At 71.0% G+C, this 15,740-nt stretch carries 17 protein-coding genes and 2 pseudogenes; 7 read left to right on the forward strand and 12 right to left on the reverse strand.

What is annotated here, in order from left to right; translation table 11 throughout:
* Positions 1–516: pseudogene (locus ABZ749_RS11575) on the forward strand (RNA helicase); the annotation flags it as partial.
* A 102-nt stretch (positions 517–618) separates the two neighbouring features.
* Positions 619–1,239 carry a putative glycolipid-binding domain-containing protein gene (locus ABZ749_RS11580; protein WP_357197933.1) on the forward strand — a complete coding sequence of 207 codons (621 nt, stop codon included), beginning with the start codon at positions 619–621 and terminating at the stop codon, positions 1,237–1,239.
* An 88-nt stretch (positions 1,240–1,327) separates the two neighbouring features.
* Here ABZ749_RS11580 and ABZ749_RS11585 read toward each other — a convergent pair whose 3' ends face one another.
* From ABZ749_RS11585 to ABZ749_RS11595, 3 genes are read right to left on the reverse strand one after another with little or no spacing between them, the layout of a single operon-like run.
* Positions 1,328–2,419 carry a PLP-dependent cysteine synthase family protein gene (locus ABZ749_RS11585; RefSeq protein WP_357226251.1) on the reverse strand — a complete coding sequence of 364 codons (1,092 nt, stop codon included), beginning with the start codon at positions 2,417–2,419 and terminating at the stop codon, positions 1,328–1,330.
* Positions 2,420–2,451: 32 nt separating this feature from the next.
* A complete protein-coding gene (locus ABZ749_RS11590; protein WP_357226256.1) occupies positions 2,452–3,282 on the reverse strand; it encodes an SDR family NAD(P)-dependent oxidoreductase in 831 nt (276 codons plus the stop codon).
* A gap of 50 nt (positions 3,283–3,332) precedes the next feature.
* The gene (locus ABZ749_RS11595; RefSeq protein ID WP_357226261.1) at positions 3,333–3,791 is read right to left on the reverse strand and encodes an Lrp/AsnC family transcriptional regulator; all 459 of its coding nucleotides are present in this window, start codon (positions 3,789–3,791) and stop codon (positions 3,333–3,335) included.
* A 270-nt stretch (positions 3,792–4,061) separates the two neighbouring features.
* On the opposite strand from ABZ749_RS11595, the gene ABZ749_RS11600 reads away from it, so the two are divergent.
* Complete coding sequence (locus ABZ749_RS11600; protein WP_007454516.1) at positions 4,062–4,328, forward strand: BldC family transcriptional regulator; 267 nt, start codon at positions 4,062–4,064, stop codon at positions 4,326–4,328.
* A 144-nt stretch (positions 4,329–4,472) separates the two neighbouring features.
* Here the strand turns inward: ABZ749_RS11600 and ABZ749_RS11605 are convergent, their stop codons facing one another.
* Positions 4,473–5,102, reverse strand: coding sequence for a UbiX family flavin prenyltransferase (locus ABZ749_RS11605; protein WP_355004816.1), 630 nt, complete (start codon positions 5,100–5,102; stop codon positions 4,473–4,475).
* Positions 5,103–5,254: 152 nt separating this feature from the next.
* Between ABZ749_RS11605 and ABZ749_RS11610 the strand changes: the two genes are divergently transcribed.
* Positions 5,255–6,241, forward strand: coding sequence for a terpene synthase family protein (locus tag ABZ749_RS11610; protein WP_357226266.1), 987 nt, complete (start codon positions 5,255–5,257; stop codon positions 6,239–6,241).
* On the opposite strand, the gene mqnP is transcribed toward ABZ749_RS11610, so the two are convergent.
* Positions 6,230–7,141, reverse strand: a complete 912-nt coding sequence (gene mqnP, locus ABZ749_RS11615) for a menaquinone biosynthesis prenyltransferase MqnP (RefSeq protein ID WP_357226271.1) — start codon at positions 7,139–7,141, stop codon at positions 6,230–6,232. The genes ABZ749_RS11610 and mqnP overlap by 12 nt on opposite strands.
* On the reverse strand, positions 7,141–8,601 hold the full coding sequence (locus ABZ749_RS11620; protein ID WP_357226275.1) for a menaquinone biosynthesis decarboxylase: 1,461 nt from the start codon (positions 8,599–8,601) through the stop codon (positions 7,141–7,143). Before ABZ749_RS11620 ends, mqnP begins: the two co-directional genes overlap by 1 nt.
* Before the next feature lie 275 nt (positions 8,602–8,876).
* Between ABZ749_RS11620 and ABZ749_RS11625 the strand changes: the two genes are divergently transcribed.
* A complete protein-coding gene (locus ABZ749_RS11625) occupies positions 8,877–9,752 on the forward strand; it encodes an alpha/beta hydrolase (RefSeq protein WP_357226279.1) in 876 nt (291 codons plus the stop codon).
* 24 nt (positions 9,753–9,776) lie between these two features.
* Here ABZ749_RS11625 and ABZ749_RS11630 read toward each other — a convergent pair whose 3' ends face one another.
* Entirely contained in the window at positions 9,777–10,331 is a 555-nt protein-coding gene (locus ABZ749_RS11630) for a carboxymuconolactone decarboxylase family protein (RefSeq protein ID WP_357226283.1), read from the reverse strand.
* Between the two features lie 82 nt (positions 10,332–10,413).
* On the opposite strand from ABZ749_RS11630, the gene ABZ749_RS11635 reads away from it, so the two are divergent.
* Complete coding sequence (locus tag ABZ749_RS11635; protein ID WP_357226287.1) at positions 10,414–10,890, forward strand: MarR family winged helix-turn-helix transcriptional regulator; 477 nt, start codon at positions 10,414–10,416, stop codon at positions 10,888–10,890.
* 372 nt (positions 10,891–11,262) lie between these two features.
* Positions 11,263–11,463 (forward strand): hypothetical protein, encoded by a 201-nt coding sequence (locus tag ABZ749_RS11640; RefSeq protein WP_357226291.1) that lies wholly within the window; start codon positions 11,263–11,265, stop codon positions 11,461–11,463.
* A gap of 53 nt (positions 11,464–11,516) precedes the next feature.
* Here the strand turns inward: ABZ749_RS11640 and ccsB are convergent, their stop codons facing one another.
* The 5 genes and pseudogenes from ccsB to ABZ749_RS11665 all read right to left on the reverse strand — a co-directional run.
* Positions 11,517–12,482, reverse strand: a complete 966-nt coding sequence (gene ccsB, locus ABZ749_RS11645) for a c-type cytochrome biogenesis protein CcsB (protein WP_357226295.1) — start codon at positions 12,480–12,482, stop codon at positions 11,517–11,519.
* Complete coding sequence (locus ABZ749_RS11650; RefSeq protein ID WP_357226298.1) at positions 12,482–14,125, reverse strand: cytochrome c biogenesis protein ResB; 1,644 nt, start codon at positions 14,123–14,125, stop codon at positions 12,482–12,484. The genes ccsB and ABZ749_RS11650 overlap by 1 nt, the downstream gene beginning before the upstream one ends.
* Positions 14,125–14,943 (reverse strand): cytochrome c biogenesis protein CcdA, encoded by an 819-nt coding sequence (locus ABZ749_RS11655; protein ID WP_357226303.1) that lies wholly within the window; start codon positions 14,941–14,943, stop codon positions 14,125–14,127. Before ABZ749_RS11655 ends, ABZ749_RS11650 begins: the two co-directional genes overlap by 1 nt.
* The gene (locus tag ABZ749_RS11660) at positions 14,943–15,509 is read right to left on the reverse strand and encodes a TlpA disulfide reductase family protein (RefSeq protein WP_357226306.1); all 567 of its coding nucleotides are present in this window, start codon (positions 15,507–15,509) and stop codon (positions 14,943–14,945) included. The genes ABZ749_RS11655 and ABZ749_RS11660 overlap by 1 nt, the downstream gene beginning before the upstream one ends.
* Positions 15,509–15,740: pseudogene (locus tag ABZ749_RS11665) on the reverse strand (histidine phosphatase family protein); the annotation flags it as partial. The pseudogene ABZ749_RS11665 and the gene ABZ749_RS11660, both read right to left, overlap by 1 nt.

The raw sequence follows: 15,740 nt of genomic DNA on the forward strand, positions 1-15,740 counted from the left end.
GGCGACCGGCCCACCGGCGAGCGCCGCTTCGGCGACCGCCCGCAGGGTGACCGGAGCTACGGCGGCCGACCGCAGGGTGACCGGAGCTACAGCGACCGACCGCAGGGCGACCGGAGCTACAGCGACCGACCGCAGGGCGAGCGCCGCTTCGGCGACCGGCAGCACAGCGACCGACCGCAGGGCGACCGGGGCTACGGCGACCGACCGCAGGGCGAGCGGCGTTACGCCGATCGGGACACCCGGGGGTACGGCGACCGGCCGCAGGGCGAGCGCCGGTTCGGCGACCGGCCGCAGTTCGGTGACCGCGACGGTCGGGGCGACCGACCGACCGGCGAGCGGCGCTTCGGCGACCGGCCGCAGGGTGAACGGCGCTTCGGCGACCGGGACGCTCGGGGTGGGTTCCGCCCGGAGAGCCGGGTCCGGGACGACCGGCCCCGCGACGACCGGTCCCGCGAGGACCGCCCGCGTGACGACCGGCGCGGTTTCGGCGGGCGACCGGCAGCTCGTACCTACTGATTGATTTACCGAACGCCGTCGTGAAGCCCAGGCTTCGCGGCGGCGTTCGCGCATGCCCTGCCGATACCGAGCAGGTCGCGTAACGTCCGGCTCATGCCGACCATGCCGAAGTCGATCTTCTGGTCCCGGACGGACACCGCCGGCAGCGAGCAGGTTCTGCTCGACGACGGCCACGGGTTGACGGCCCGGGGCACTCTGCTCGCCGTGGACCCGATCCCGTGGACCGCCCGCTATCAGCTGACCACCACGCCGGACTGGGCCACCACCCGCGTCGAGGTCGAGGCAGAGGGTCTCGGCTGGCTGCGCCGGGTGACCCTGGAGCGGGCCGCCGGCCGCTGGCGGGTGACCACCGCCGAGCAGGGCGACCTGGACGCCGCCCTGGTCGCGGCCGGTCATCCCCGCGCCGGTCTGCCGGGTACGGACGACCCGGACCGGCTGGCCGACGCGCTCGACGTCGACCTGAGCGGTTCGCCGCTGTTCAACACTCTGCCGGTCCACCGGCTTCGGATGGCGGCGGAGCCGGCCGATGTGGCGCACCGGATCACAGTTGCCTGGGTGCTGCTGCCCGGCCTGGAGGTGGTGCCGGCCGAGCAGATCTACACCGGGCGCGGGCCCGGTCGGGTGCGCTTCGCCAGCGGCACCTTCACAGCCGACATCGATCTGGACGACAGCGGCTACGTGGTGCGCTACCCCGGGCTGGCCGAACGGATCGATCCGCGCTGATCAGCCTCGTGACGGGCCAGTGGCTCGGCCGATCGGCCCGGGATGGGTCGGGCTCCGCTGACGGCCCATGGGGGCTCCGCTGACCGCTTCAGGCGGGCCAGGTCCCGCTGGCCAGGAAGCGTTCGATGGTGGCCAGGTGCGGAGCCAGGTCGAGGCCCTGGGCGGCCACCCAGTCGTCGGCGTAGTACGTGTCGGCGTACCGGTCGCCCGGGTCGCAGATCAGGGTGACCACCGAGCCGGTCCGACGCTCGGCGAGCATCGCGGCGATGAGTCCGAACGCGCCCCACAGGTTGGTCCCGGTGGACCCGCCCACCCGGCGGCCGAGCAGCGCCGAGCCGGCGCGCATGGCGGCCAGGGACGCCGCGTCCGGCACCTGGACCATCCGGTCCACCACCGAGGGCAGGAACGACGCCTCCACGGTGGGCCGGCCGATCCCCTCGATGCGGGAGCCCTTCCCGGTGCGTACCGACCAGTCGGCGGCCAGCCAGGCCGGGTAGAACGCCGAGTTGTCCGGGTCGACGACGCAGAGCTTGGTGGCGAGCCGGCGGTACCGGGCGTAGCGGCCGATGGTCGCGCTGGTGCCCCCGGTGCCGGCGCCCACCACGACCCAGGCGGGGATCGGGTGCCGCTCCAGCTCCAACTGCGCGTAGATCGACTCGGCGATGTTGTTGTTGCCCCGCCAGTCGGTCGCGCGCTCGGCGTAGGTGAACTGGTCCATGAAGTGCCCGCCGGAGTCCTCGGCGAGCCACCGGGCCTCGACCACCACGCTCGCCGGGTCGTCGACCAGGTGACACCGGCCGCCCTGGAACTCGATCTGGGTGATCTTCTCGGGCGAGGTGGAGGCGGGCATCACCGCGATGAACGGCAGGCCCAGCATCCGGGCGAAGTACGCCTCGGAGACCGCCGTGGAACCCGACGACGCCTCGACGATCGTGGTGCTCGGCCCGATCCAGCCGTTGCAGAGCCCGTAGAGGAACAGTGAACGGGCCAGCCGGTGCTTCAGCGAGCCGGTGGGGTGTGACGACTCGTCCTTGAGGTAGAGGTCGACCCCCCACTCCCTGGGCAGCGGGAACGGCAGCAGGTGGGTGTCGGCCGACCGGTTGGCGTCTGCCTCGACGGCGGCGATCGCCTCGGTCACCCAGGTTCGGCTGGATTCGTCGCACCGGTCGAGATGAGTCACGCTCGGAAACCTAGCAAGTGGGCCGGCGGTGGTCAGCGCGGGTCCGGCGGCCTTGACCTGCGGCGTTGGCGGCGCTGGCCGGCGCGGCCGGCGGCCCGGACGATCGGAGTGAGTGCGACGGCCAGTCTGGGCAGTGCGTCCAACAGGCGCACCTGCGCTCCCCGCCAGCGGGGCAGGCTGACCACCGGACGTGGCCGGCGGGCCAGCCGGACGGCCCGCGCCGCGACCTGCTGCGCGGTCAGCATCGATCCGGTGAACGAGGCCACCGCCCCCGGGTCGTCCAGCCGGTCGTGCAGCATCGGGGTCCAGATGCCGTCCGGGCAGAGGCAGGAGACGTGCACCCGCCGGTACCCGGCAATCCGCAGGTCGGACAGGGTGCCGAGGCTGAAGGCCAGCAGGGCGTGCTTGCTGGCCGCGTACACCGTCTCGCCGGGCGCGGCGATCAGCCCGGCCAGCGAGACGACGTTGAGCACGTGGCCGTGACCCTGGGCGCGCATCACGGTCAGCGCGGCGAGGGTGCCGTTCATGGCCCCGTGGGTGTTCACGTCGAGCAGCCGACGGCGGGTCGCGGCGTCGTGCTCCCACGACGCACCGGTGACCAGGATGCCGGCGTTGTTGACCCAGAGGGCGAGGTCACCCCGGCCTGCCGCGTCCGCGGCGACGGCGGCGCAGGCGGCCTCGTCCCGAACGTCCAGGGCGGCCGACCAGCCGCCGAGCGGCGCGGCGGCGCTCTGCACCGCCACCGGGTCAAGGTCGGTGAGCAGCACCGACCAACCGTCGGTGTGCAGCGCGGTGGCGATGGCACGGCCCAGGCCGCCGGCAGCGCCGGTCACCACGGCCACGGGACGCGGCGGCTGGGTCATCGGCGCACGCTACCGCTGGCCGCCCGGGCGACACCAGGGGTACGCGGCGGTCAGGGCGCGGGCGGGCCGACCGGCTGGGGGCGGTTCTCCCACTTCGTGGAGAGCGCGATGGCGGTACGGGTGGAGGCCACCCCCGGCGTCCGGTTCAACCGCACGATCAACTGCTCCAGCTCGGCGATCGTGCCGACCCGCGCCTTGAGCAGGAACGACTCCACCCCGGCCATGAAGTAGCAGGACTCGATCTCGGGCAGCACCCGCAGCGACTCCAGCATGTCGTCGCTGTCGGCACCGGAGTCCTCGACGATGCCGATCAGCGCCGTGACACCCAACCCGATCGACTCCGGAGCCACATCCGCGCGGTAGCCCCGGACGACGCCGCTGCTCTCCAGCTTGCCGACCCGCTCGTGCACGGCCGGCGCCGAGAGACCCACCTGACGGGCCAACTCGGCGTACGAGAGGCGGGCGTTGCCGCGCAGCAGGTCGACGAGGCTCAGGTCGATGGCATCCACAGAGAGTCACCTTAACCGCTGACGCGTAACGTGCGGCCTTCGGCACCCGTTGGACTGAGCGGTGAGTCACTGTTCATAAACCACCGGTCAGGGTCGAGGTAGCACCAGTAACATTACTAACTCCCCACTCAGTGCATTTTTCGCGTTTGGGCGGACAGGCCATGTCCCTGGTGCTGTAATTGCCATACGTCCCTCATGACGGCTCTGGGCTACGCACCAGCCGGGGGCAGTGTGTTCAGCCGGGGGCTTCGTCGACGCGAGGAGGGGGCTGTGGACACTGGAGATCGCCTGCTGACACCGGGTGAGGTCGCCGCGCTGTTTCGGGTAGACCCGAAAACTGTGACGAGATGGGCGGCGGCCGGCCGGATAGGAAGCATCCGGACTCCAGGCGGGCATCGCCGGTTTCGGGAATCCGAGGTGCGAGCCCTGCTTGAGGGGGAGGGCATGCTGGACGAAGTGGATGAGGTCGGTAAGCCACGCAATGTGGGGCCGGCAGCATCCACGGGGCCGGGTCCGGCCAACGCCGGCATGTACTGAACTGGTGCGGACAACGCCACGCGGACCGGACACCAGTCCGGTCCGCGTCCCGCTTCGGCCAACCGCCGGGCGGCAGCACCGCTCGTGCTGAGCAGCACAACCATGCCCAGCGCGAGCGGGATGGCCCAGCACGAGCGGGACGGCTCAGCTCCGGGCCGCGCCGAGCTGGCCGGACCACCGCCGGAACAGGGTGTGCGGGACGCCGAGCGCGTCCAGCACCTTGCCGGCCACGAAGTCGACAAGTTGCTGCGCGCTGGCCGCCGCCCCGGCGCCGTAGAAGCCGGGGCTGGCCGGCAGCACCACCGCGCCCGCGTCGTGCAGGGCGATGAGGTGCTCCAGGTGGCTGCGGGTCACCGGTGTCTCCCGGGGGACCAGCACCACGGGACGGCGTTCCTTGAGGTTGACCTCAGCGGCGCGCTGCAACAGGTCCTTGGAGAGCCCGATCGCGATGCCCGCGCAGGCGGCCGTGCTGGCCGGGACCACTGCCATTCCGCGTACCCGGTAGGAGCCGCTGCTCGGCCCGGCGGCCAGGTCGCCGGCCGGCCAGTGCCGCACATCCGCCGCGGTCAGGTCCCGATCCAGCCAGGCGGCGAGGTCCTCGGCCCAGTGCCCGTCACGGAAGGGGCGGCCGGTCTCGTCGAGCACTGTGAGTCGTGCCGCCCGGGACACGATCAGGTCCACCGGCTCGCCCGCGTCGAGCAGTCCGCCGATGACGGCCGCCGCGTACGGCGTGCCGGAGGCACCGGAGACCCCGACCACCCATGGTTCCCGCATGCCCCCAGCCTGCCTGGTCCGGCTGGTCCGCTGGTGGGCACCCCCGTGGTTGGTCCGGTCCGACATGTCGGGCGGGGCACCGGCCCAACCCGCCGATCTGACATGCTGCCGCTGGCGATTCGCACCGGATCCATCTCGAAGAGGAGGCATCGGTGACGACCGGCGAGATCCTCCGGGCGCTGCGTGCCGAATGTCCGATCCCGCCCCGGCTTCCACCACCACACGTCGATCGTGTGCAGGACTGGCTGCTCGATCTGCTGCCCGAGCTCGGCTTTCCACTGGACGACGCCGCGCTGCGCCGGCTGTCCCAGGGCGCCTTCGCCCGGTACGCCGCGCGGCTCTACCCGGCGGCGACCGAAGCCGACCTGCGGGTGCTGGCCGCGATGTTCACCTGGTTCTTTCTGGTCGATGACGCCTGCGACGGGCCGGACCGGTTGACACCGGAGCAGATCCGGGCGCTGCGCAACGGCACCCTGGCACTTCTGCACGACGGCACCCGGCTGCGGCAGGCCGGGCTGACCGGCCCGCTGCGCCGACTGCTGGTGCTGGCCTGGCGGGAGCCGCGCCGCCGGATGCCGGCACGGTGGCGGCAGCGTTTCGCCGACGCGGTGGCCCGGCACCTCGACGGCACCTGGCAGGAGGCCGTCACCAAGAAGGCCGGCCGCCGTCCGAGCGTGGACGAGTACGTCGAGCTACGTCGGTCGACCTCGGCGGCGGAGGTGTCGTACCCGCTCGTGGAGTTCGTCAGCGGCCGGCCGTTGCCCGACCCGGTCTACCACCACCCGCTGCTGCGTCAGATCGCCCGCACCGGCAACGACCTGCTTTCCTGGTACAACGACCTGGCCTCGCTGAAACGGGACCGGGTGACCTCGGGCGGGCACAATCTGGTCCTCGCCATCGAGGCCGAACTGGGCGTCGCGGAGGCGGAGGCGGCCGAGCGGGCTGCCGAGCACTGGCGGGAGGCGATGCGGCGCTTCGTCGCGTTGCGAGCCGCGGTGCCGTCGTTCGGCCCGGCGTTGGACGAGACGGTCGCCGACCATCTCGACGGGATCGTGAACGCCGTGCGCGGGACCATCGACTGGACCTTCGAGAGCGCCCGCTACCCGGTCAGCACCAGCCCGCCGACCTCAGGGCCGTAGGCCGAGCCGGATCACCAGGTCGAGCAGGGCGAAGAAGAACAGCGCGATGCCGACGAACCCGTTTGCGGTGAAGAACGCCCGGTTGACCTTGCTGAGGTCGGTCGGGGTGACCACCAGGTGCTGGTAGGCGAACGCCACGGCGGTCAACGCCAGCCCGATCCACCAGAGCCAGCCGAGACCGATCAGCGCACCGAACCAGACGAACAGCGCGAAGGTCACCACGTGCGCGACAGAGGAGGCGTGCAGCGCGAAGCGCCGACCGTACCGGGCTGGCACGCTGTGCACGCCGATCTCCCTGTCGATCTCGGAGTCCTGGCAGGCGTAGATCAGGTCGAAGCCGCCGATCCACAGCCCCACCGCCGCGCCGAGCAGCCAGGCCGGCCCGGACCCGTCCAGGGTGCCGGTGACCGCCAGCCAGGCGCCGACCGGGCCGACCGCCTGGGCGATGCCGAGGATGGCGTGCGGCCAGTTGGTGAACCGTTTGGCGTAGGGGTAGACGACCAGCGGCACCACGGCGAGCGGCGCGAGCACCAGGCAGAGCGGGTTGAGCAGGGCGGCGGCGACGAGGAAGACCACGAGTGCGACGGCCGCGCCGGTCCAGGCCGTCCGCACGCTCACCGCTCCGGTGACCAGTTCCCGACCGGCGGTACGCGGGTTCCGCGCGTCGATCCTGCGATCGAGGATCCGGTTGGCGGCCATCGCGAACGTCCGCGCCCCGACCATCGCCACGGTGATCAGCAGCAGGTCGAGCCACCGTACCCGGCCGCCGTTGATCTGCATGGCGGCCAGCGCGGAGAGGAACGCGAACGGCAGCGCGAAGACGGAGTGCTCGACGGCGACGAGCTTCAGGAAGGATTTGGTCCGGCCCGGCTTCGCCGCCGGTGCGTCGATGACGGCCATCAGATTCCGTACTCCTTCCAGCGCTTGTCGACCAGGGACGTGACCTCGGGACTCATGCTCATCCCCTCCGGCCAGCCGCGGGTGTAGCCCTCGGTGGGTAACTTGCGGGTCGCGTCGACGCCCGCCTTGCCGCCCCAGAACTGCTGGTACGACGCGTGGTCGAGGTGGTCCACCGGGCCCTCGGTGAGCAGCAGATCGCGCGAGTAGTCCACGTTGCCGAAGGCGCGGAAGGCAACCTCGTTGTAGTCGTGCACGTCGCAGTCCTCGTCGACGATCACGATCAGCTTGGTCAGCGACATCATGTGCGCGCCCCAGATCGCGTTCATCACCTTCTGGGCGTGCTTCGGGTAGCGCTTACGGATCGACACGATCGCGCAGTTGTGGAAGACCCCGGCGGCGGGCAGGTTGTAATCGACGATGTCCGGGATCAGGAAGCGCAGCAGTGGTGCGAAGATCCGCTCGGTGGCCTTGCCGAGGCCGTGGTCCTCCTGCGGCGGCTGCGACGTGACGATCGAGTGGTAGACGGGGTTGCGCTGCATGGTCATCGCTTCGATGTGCATCACCGGGAACGGCTCGACCGGCGTGTAGAAGCCGGTGTGGTCGCCGAACGGGCCCTCCGGCAGGCGCTCGCCCGGCTCGATGTAACCCTCCAGCACGATCTGCGCGTGCGCCGGCACCTGCAGCGGCACGGTCAGGCAGTCGACCATCTCCACCCGCTCGCCGCTCAGGAAACCGGCGAACAGGTACTCGTCGATGTCCGCAGGCAGTGGCGCGCTGGCCGAGTAGGCGACCGCGGGGTCGGCACCGATGGCGATCGCGACCGGCAGGCGCTGCCCGAGCCGCTCGGCGACCGCGTGGTGCGCCGTGGAGTTCTTGTGGATCTGCCAGTGCATGCCGATGGTGTTGTGCGAGTGCTGCTGCAGGCGGTAGAGCCCGAGGTTGCGCTTGCCCGTCTCGGGGTGCTTGGTGTGGGTCAGCCCGAAGTTGTGGAAGATCCCGCCGTCGCCCGGCCAGACCTGCAGCCCGGGCAACCGGTTGAGGTCGACGTCGTCGCCGCGGTAGATCACCTGCTGGCAGGGGGCCGTCTTGACCTTCTTCGGCGGCATGGACTTGAGCTGCATGACCTTGCCGAGCCCGCCCATCATGCCCGAGAAGCCCTGCGGCAGTTCCGGCTTGAGCATCTCGCCGATCCGCGCGCCGATCTCGTCGAGGTTCTCCACCCCGAGGGCCATCGCCATCCGCTTCTCGGTGCCGAACAGGTTGATCGCCACCGGCATCTCGCCCCGGGTCGGACGCTCGAAGAGCAGCGCCGGGCCGCCGGCCCGCACCGTCCGGGTGACCACCTCGCTGATTTCCAGGGTCGGATCGACCGGGACGTCGACCCGGCGCAACTCCCCCGCGCGCTCCAGCGCCGCGAGGAAGTCCTTGAGATCGGTGTACGGGAAGCCACGAGCCGCCATGTCACCCAGTCTCCCGCACGGGCTCCCGAACGGCCCAAGCCGGGTGCTGTGACGCTCGCGATCGCCCGCTGATCCGCTCGGCTTTCAGGAAGTCGCGGTGTCCCAGGCCGCCGGACACCGCGACTTCAAGGAAGGCGAGTGGATCAACCGGCAGAACCCGAACCTCGCGGGCATGGCGGGCGGTTGAGCGGGTAGCCGGGCAGGCGGAGGGCGGACGGAGGCGCGCGGGCGGACGGCATAGGGCACGGGCGGGCGGACGGCGGGCGGAGGCGGCGATGGGCGTGGAACGGGTTCCGGCGGGGTTCACCGAGCAGCGGGCTCGGGTCGGCCAGATCACCATGAACTACGTCCGTGGCGGAGCCGGCCCGCCGCTGGTGCTGCTGCACGGGTACCCGCAGTGCTGGTACATGTGGCGGCACCTGCTGCCCGAGTTGGGGCGCTCCTTCGACGTGGTCGCGCCCGACCTGCGCGGCTTCGGGGGCAGCGACGCCCCGGACACCGGGTACGACAAGAAGACGGTCGCCGCCGACCTGCACGGACTACTCGACCAACTCGGCCTGGTCAGTGACCTTCGACTGGTCGGGCACGACCTGGGGACCATGGTGGCGTACGCGTACGCCGCCGCCCATCCGCAGCGGGTGAGCCGGCTGGCGCTCACCGAGGCGCCGATCCCCGACGAGAGCATCTACACGTTCCCCGCGCTCACCTCGGCCGGGCCCGGGGTGTGGAACTTCGGCTACTTCTCTCTCGGCAACGGGCTTCCGGAGGCACTGGTCAACGGGCGGGAGTCGCTCTGGGTGGACAGGTTCACCGACGCGCTGATGGTGCGCAAGGGCAGCATCAGCGCGCCCGACATCGAGGAGTTCGCCAGCCACCTGCGCGACCCGGCACATCTGCAGGCCAGCTTCGCCTACTTCCGGGCGTTCGAGCAGGACATCGCGGACAACGCTGCGTACCGGGGCACGAAGCTGACCATGCCGGTGCTGGCCGTCGGATCGGCGGCCAGCCTCGGTGGGCAGGTTGCCGAGCAGGTCCGCCGGTACGCCGACACGGTCCGCGGCGAGGTGATCGAGGACTGCGGGCACTGGCTGTACGAGGAGCGTCCGGACGAGATGCTCGCCCTGCTGCGTGACTTCCTCCAGGCGGCCTGAGCAGGGATCCGCAGGTGTCAGCGGTCAGGCAGCGGGCGCCCAGGCGTGAGCGGCCAGTGGCGGGTCGAGCGGTGCCCGGGTGAGCCGGTTGGCGAAGGTGGACATGGTGTACGCACCGACGCCGAGCACCACGTCCAGCGCGTGCCGGGGCTGGTAGCCGGCGGCCAGGAAGTCGTCCAGTTCGTCGTCCGGCACTGCGCCCCGGTGGTCGAGCACGGCCAGTGTGAACCGGCGCAGCGCCTCCAGGCGTGGTTCGGGCAGCGCCGAGCCGGCACGCAGCGCGGTGATCAGCTCGGCGGTCGCGCCGAGTTGGGTGAGCTTGCCGCTGTGCAGGGCGACGCAAAAATGGCATTCGTGACTGGTGGAGACCGTCAGGATGACCACCTCCCGCTCCAGCGGGGCGAGGTCGGTCTGCTCGAAGCCCGCGCTGGCGGTGAGGAAGCCGGTGAGCAACTGCGGCGAGTCGGCCATCAGCGCCACCGGGGTGGGCAGCCAGCCGAACCGGCCGCGTACGCCCTCGATGGCTCGTCGGGCGGCGGCGGGCGCGGTCTCGGCGGTGTGAGCGGTGAAGACGGACATGGCTGCCTACTTTCCAGAGCTTGGATCGGACGACGTAAGATGGTCAACGTGGTTGACGAAATAGTAAACGTGGTTGTCGAACATGGCAAGCGCTGAGCCGGCACGCCCCGGCTTCGCGCTGCCGCTGTTGCTGCTGGCCGGCTTCCGGACGCTGATCGACGATCTGCACGCCGAGCTGGCCCGGGAGGGGCATCCGGAGCTGCGACCGCTGCATGGGTTCGTGCTCCAGGCGGTCGGCGCGGAGGGCACCACCGCCACTGAGCTGGGCCAGCGGCTGGGCATCTCCAAACAGGCCGCCGGCAAGACCGTCGACCGATTGGTGGCCGTCGGCTACCTGGAGCGGGTCGACGACCCCACCGACGCCCGACGGCGGCTGGTCCGGGTGACCCCGCGCGGCGCCGACGGGCTACACCGCTCGGCCGAGATCTTCGACCGGCTGCGTGCCCAGTGGGCGGACACGCTCGGCCCGGAACGGGTCACCGCGATGGAAGACGACCTCGGCACGATGGCCTCGGCCAACTGGTTCCGGCTCGACGTGCCCGGCTGGTTCGGCGGCTGATCGCGGGCCGTCGACCGGTTGCGTGGTTCGGCGGCTGAACGCGGGCCGCCGAACCACGTGCGCGGCTCGCGGACGTTCAGTGGGTGCGGGCCAGCTCGACGACGGCCCGCCATGCGGCCTGGGCGAAGGTCAGCAGGTAACGCGGGCTGCGACCCGACCCGGGGAGTGGCGGGCGACGACAAGATCCACTCGGGTTTCGCGAAGTCGGGGTGTCCCGGGCCGCAGGACACCCCGACTTCCTGAAAGCCCAGTGGATCAACGGGCGACCACGCGCGGGACACCGCCATATCGCCGCCCAGGGCCGGGTCAAGACCGGCAGACACATCTCACCGTGCCTGGCCGAACGGCGGGACGCAGGAGCAGAGTGGATTCATGTCGGACGCGTACGTCGTCGGCGACCCGGACGGGTTGTCGCCCCTGCTGGTCGAGCTTCGTGACGCCGTCGCCCGGGAGCTGCACGCCCAACTGGCGATGCGCGGTGAGCGGATCGAGATGGCTGATCTACCGGAGGTGTCCTACCAGGTCACCATCCAGGTCGAGCGTGCCATGCGGGCCTGGCGACCCATCCTGTAGACGCGGGCCGGTCACTGACGGAATCCGTCACCGGCCCGCGCTCCACGTCCAGGTCAGTCCAGCCCGCCGTACGAGTGCAGGCCGGTGAAGAAGATGTTCACGCCGAACAGGTTCATCAGCACGGTGAGGAAGCCGAGCACCGCGATCCAGGTGGCCACGTTGCGCTTCACGCTGGGCGTCGCGCGGGCGTGCAGGTAGCCGGCGTAGACCACCCAGGAGATGAACGCCCAGGTCTCCTTCGGGTCCCAGCCCCACGGCCGGCCCCAGGCCGCCTCGGCCCAGATGGCACCGGCGATCACCGCGAAGGTGAAGATCGGGAACGCGAAGGCGTGCAGCGCGAAGGTCAGCCGCTCCAGGCCGGCCGCACCGGGCAGCCGTTTCGCCAGGATGTACGGGAAACTCCGCTTGCCCTGCTCGTACCCGCTGCGCATCAGGAAGCCGACCGCCGGCACCACGCCGAGCAGGAAGATGCCGGACGCGAAGACGATCGTCGAGACGTGGATGATGAACCAGTACGAGTTCAGTGCCGGCACCAGCGGCACGATCGGCACGTAGAGAACCAGCTCGGCGGTGGCGACCAGCAGCACCATCACCAGGGTCAGGAAGAGCCCGAGCTTACGCAGCGACGGCCGCTTCCAGAGCACCACCAACCAGGCGGCCACCCCGATGAACGTCACGGTGAGCACGAACTCGTACATGTTGCCCCACGGCATCCGGTCCGCGGCGAGCCCACGGGTGACCAGTGCCCCCAGGTGCAGCGCGGCGGCCACCGCGGTGGCGCCCACCCCGATCAGGCCCGCGAGCCGGGCCCGCCCGGCCGAGCGGTCGACCGTCGGTGGCGAAGGGACCGGCGCGGACGGCGTCGGGACGCCACCGGCACCTACCAACTCGCGCACCGGAGCCGCCGTGGCGACCCGGGTATGCACGTTGCCCAGCGCGTACTCGACGGCGTGGCCGATCATCGCGACCAGGTACGCCAGGATCGCGAATGTCACCAGATTGTCGGAGAGTGCGGACATCACTCGGCTCCTTCTCGCACGCCGGCCCGGTCAGCGGAGTCAGCGCCAGCACCAGCCCGGTCGGCACCGCTGACGGCGGCGACCAGCTGGGTGAACTCGTCGGCGAACCCTGGATAGTCGGTACGTGGCAACCCACCGACCTCCATCAAGCTACTACCGCTCGTCGGAGATCCGTTCCCGGGGTCGGCCGGCACCACCCGGAAGAACACCCGGCGGCGCTTTCCGAACAGCGAACCCATCAGCCCGATCAGCAGGACGCCGCAGCTGACCAGCAGCATCGTCGAGCCGGGATCGTGCCGGACGGAGAGGGTGACGTACCGCTCGGTGCCCAGGAACTCAACTGTCGTGCCGTCGTCCAACTTCCAGGTCTCGCCCTTGCGCAGCAGTTTGGTGCCGACCTCCTTGACCTTGCCGGCCCGCACCTGCCGCTGGTCGAGCTGGTAGACCGAGCCGGGGATACCGGCGTCCAGACCGAGGTTGCCGCGGTAGGCGACCAGGTTCAGCGCCGGGTTGCGCTCGGTCGGGTACTGCGAGCGGACGAACGGCGCCTGCTCGGGCGCGGTGGGAAGGTAGATGCCGGTGAACGCCATCTGCAGATCCGGTGCGCGCTGGCCGGTCGCCGGGTCGACGTTCGCGTCCGGGAAGGCCGCCAACCCCTCGCTGGTCAGGCCCATGTCGCCGGTGGTCAGGAACGGCTCGTCACTGATCTGGCTGTTGCCGAACCGGTCGGTGTAGCGGATCACCGGGGCGTACCCGTGGCCGAGCAGGTAGACGCTCGCGTCGTTCAGGCGCAGCGGCGAGTTCACCGAGAAGTCGGCGCTGCGGGTCGGCTCGTCCGGACCGTTGACTGTCACCCTGGCGTTGAAGAACTCCGGCTGACCGGATGCCAGGAACCGGGCCTGGAAGTCGTCCAGCCGCAGGCAGAAGCCGGGCAGGTCGGCGCTGTCCACCTGGGGGCCGAGCTTCGCCTCGGCGTACTGCTGGCGGGTGTTGCAGAACGCGTTGTCCGCGCCGGCCACCAGCAGCCGGTTGCCGCTCCAGCCGTACCAGGAGCCGAGCGCCACCCCGATCAGCACCGCGATCAGCGAGGTGTGGAACAGCAGGTTGCCGGTCTCCTTGAGGTAGCCCTTCTCGGCGGAGACCTCGTCGCCGCGCACCTCGACGCGCCAGCGCCGCTTGCGCAACACCTCCGCGATCGCCGCCGCCCCACCGGGCGGGGCGGGCAGCACCGTGTGCTGCGGCAGCCGGGCCATCCGCTTCGGCGCGGCCGGCGGACGGGACCGCAGCGTGCGGACGTGGTCGCGCAGCCGGGGCGTGATGCAGCCGATCAGGGAGGTGAACAGCAGCAGGTAGATCGCGGAGAACCAGACCGACCCGAAGACCTCGAACGCGCCGATCCGGTCCAGTCGGGGGGCCCAGTCCGGGTGGTCGACGAAGTACTCGTTGACCTTCTCCGGGCTGATTCCGCGCTGCGGCAGCACCGAGCCGGGAATGGCGGCGATCGCGAGCAGGAAGAGCAGGATCAGCGCCGTACGCATGCTGGTGAGCTGCCGCCACGAGTTGCGCAGCAGGGCCAGCAGCCGGTTCGGCCGGCGGCGTGGCGCGGGCGCCGCGGTCTCCGGTCGGTCGTCGACGACCGTCATCAGATGCTCACCTCGCCCACCCCGACGGTGGTCTGCAACCAGATCACGAAGCTCTGCCATCCGCCGGTGACCAGGGCCAGACCGATCAGGATGAGCAGGGCGCCGCCGACCCGGGTGACCCAGCGGCTGTTGCGCCGAACGGCGCGGAAGACCCCGAGCAGGCGTTCGAAGCCCAGCCCGAAGACGATGAACGGTATCCCCAACCCGAGGCAGTACGCCACGGCGAGCACCACGGCCCGGTCGCTCTGGCCGCTGGCGGTGGCCATGCCCATCACCGCGCCGAGGGTGGGGCCGGTGCAGGGCACCCAACTGAGCGCGAAGACCGCCCCGAAGACCGGTGCGCCGAGCAGCCCCGCCGACGGCAACCGGGAGATCCGGAACTCCCGTTGCAGGGCCGGGATCATCCCGAGGTAGCTCAACCCCGCCACGATGACCAGCACACCGACGCCGATCTGCAACTCGCGCTTGTAGTCGAAGAACACCCGACCGATGCTGGCGAAGAGGATCGCGGTGGCCACGAAGACGACTGTGAAGCCGCCGATGAAGAGCAGCGTCCCGGCGAGCACCCGACCCTTGACCGCGCCGACCCGCGCGACCCGTTCCTTGACCGCGACACCCCCGCCGGCCGGCACGGGATCGGCCTGCGGCCGCCGGCCCTCCAGGTCGGCGCCGGCCAGGCCGGTCACGTACGACAGGTAGCCGGGGACGAGCGGGAGGACGCACGGGGAGAGGAAGCTGACCAGGCCGGCGAGCGCCGCCGCGCCGATGGCGAGCAGCAGCGGCCCGCTGAGGGCCAACTCCCGGAAGGTCTCGCCCATCAGTTCGGTGCCGGCTTCTCGGCGGCGACCCGTTCGACGATCGGCCGTAGCTCGTCCCTGGTCACGGCGCGGCGGATCACCACGGCGATCCGGCCGTCGCGATCGAGGACCACCGTCGCCGGTGTGGAATTGGGCGGGATGTCGAAGTTCAGCGCCTGACTGCTGGACGGGTCGAAGATGCTCGGGTAGGTGACCCGCCCCCGCTCGAAGGCGATCGCCTTGTCCTTGCTGTCCTGCACGTTGACGCCCAGGAAGGTCACCCCGGACGCCTTGGTGGCCTGGTAGGTGTCCTCCAGGTCGTCAGCCTCCGCACGGCAGGGCGCGCACCAGGAACCCCAGAAGTTGACGACGACGACCTGACCGCGCGCCTGGGAGACGTCGTACTGGCCACCGGTGAGCAGTTCGCCGACCACCTTGGGCGTCTTCGACCGCTGGTCCGGCGCACAGGTGATCGTGAGGCCGTCGCTGGTGCACTGCTTCTCCCCGCCGCCCCCGGACGTGCAGCCGACCAGCGCCACCGCGGCGACGGTGGCGAGCAGACCGGCGGTCCACCTCCGGGCGTTCATCAGGCCCCCTTGGCCGTCCGGGCGGTCGCGGAGAGAGCGATCAGGTGCGCGGCCGGCTCGCTGTAGCCGATGCCCGCCACCTTCGCGCCGTCGAAGTGGAACGAGGTGAGACTCGCCAGGCCGCACTGCCGCTTGCGCGGGTCGTGCCAGAGCCGCTTGCGCTCTACGTGACGGCGCAACGTCCAGATCGGGAGCTGGTGCGACACCAGCACCGCCTCGCGTCCCTCGGCG

It is taken from the genome of Micromonospora sp. NPDC047753 (assembly GCF_040642735.1).
Classification (GTDB): domain Bacteria; phylum Actinomycetota; class Actinomycetes; order Mycobacteriales; family Micromonosporaceae; genus Micromonospora.

What these genes read in the sequence shown, in the direction of transcription:
- ABZ749_RS11660 (WP_357226306.1), bottom strand. Translation starts at nt 15,509, where the DNA reads ATGAACGCCCGGAGGTGGACCGCCGGTCTGCTCGCCACCGTCGCCGCG.
- ABZ749_RS11655 (WP_357226303.1), bottom strand. Translation starts at nt 14,943, where the DNA reads ATGGGCGAGACCTTCCGGGAGTTGGCCCTCAGCGGGCCGCTGCTGCTC.
- ABZ749_RS11590 (WP_357226256.1), bottom strand. Translation starts at nt 3,282, where the DNA reads ATGACCCAGCCGCCGCGTCCCGTGGCCGTGGTGACCGGCGCTGCCGGC.
- ABZ749_RS11580 (WP_357197933.1), top strand. Translation starts at nt 619, where the DNA reads ATGCCGAAGTCGATCTTCTGGTCCCGGACGGACACCGCCGGCAGCGAG.
- ABZ749_RS11605 (WP_355004816.1), bottom strand. Translation starts at nt 5,102, where the DNA reads ATGCGGGAACCATGGGTGGTCGGGGTCTCCGGTGCCTCCGGCACGCCG.
- ABZ749_RS11625 (WP_357226279.1), top strand. Translation starts at nt 8,877, where the DNA reads ATGGGCGTGGAACGGGTTCCGGCGGGGTTCACCGAGCAGCGGGCTCGG.
- ccsB (WP_357226295.1), bottom strand. Translation starts at nt 12,482, where the DNA reads ATGTCCGCACTCTCCGACAATCTGGTGACATTCGCGATCCTGGCGTAC.
- ABZ749_RS11630 (WP_357226283.1), bottom strand. Translation starts at nt 10,331, where the DNA reads ATGTCCGTCTTCACCGCTCACACCGCCGAGACCGCGCCCGCCGCCGCC.
- ABZ749_RS11620 (WP_357226275.1), bottom strand. Translation starts at nt 8,601, where the DNA reads ATGGCGGCTCGTGGCTTCCCGTACACCGATCTCAAGGACTTCCTCGCG.
- ABZ749_RS11635 (WP_357226287.1), top strand. Translation starts at nt 10,414, where the DNA reads ATGGCAAGCGCTGAGCCGGCACGCCCCGGCTTCGCGCTGCCGCTGTTG.
- ABZ749_RS11640 (WP_357226291.1), top strand. Translation starts at nt 11,263, where the DNA reads ATGTCGGACGCGTACGTCGTCGGCGACCCGGACGGGTTGTCGCCCCTG.
- ABZ749_RS11650 (WP_357226298.1), bottom strand. Translation starts at nt 14,125, where the DNA reads ATGACGGTCGTCGACGACCGACCGGAGACCGCGGCGCCCGCGCCACGC.
- mqnP (WP_357226271.1), bottom strand. Translation starts at nt 7,141, where the DNA reads ATGGCCGTCATCGACGCACCGGCGGCGAAGCCGGGCCGGACCAAATCC.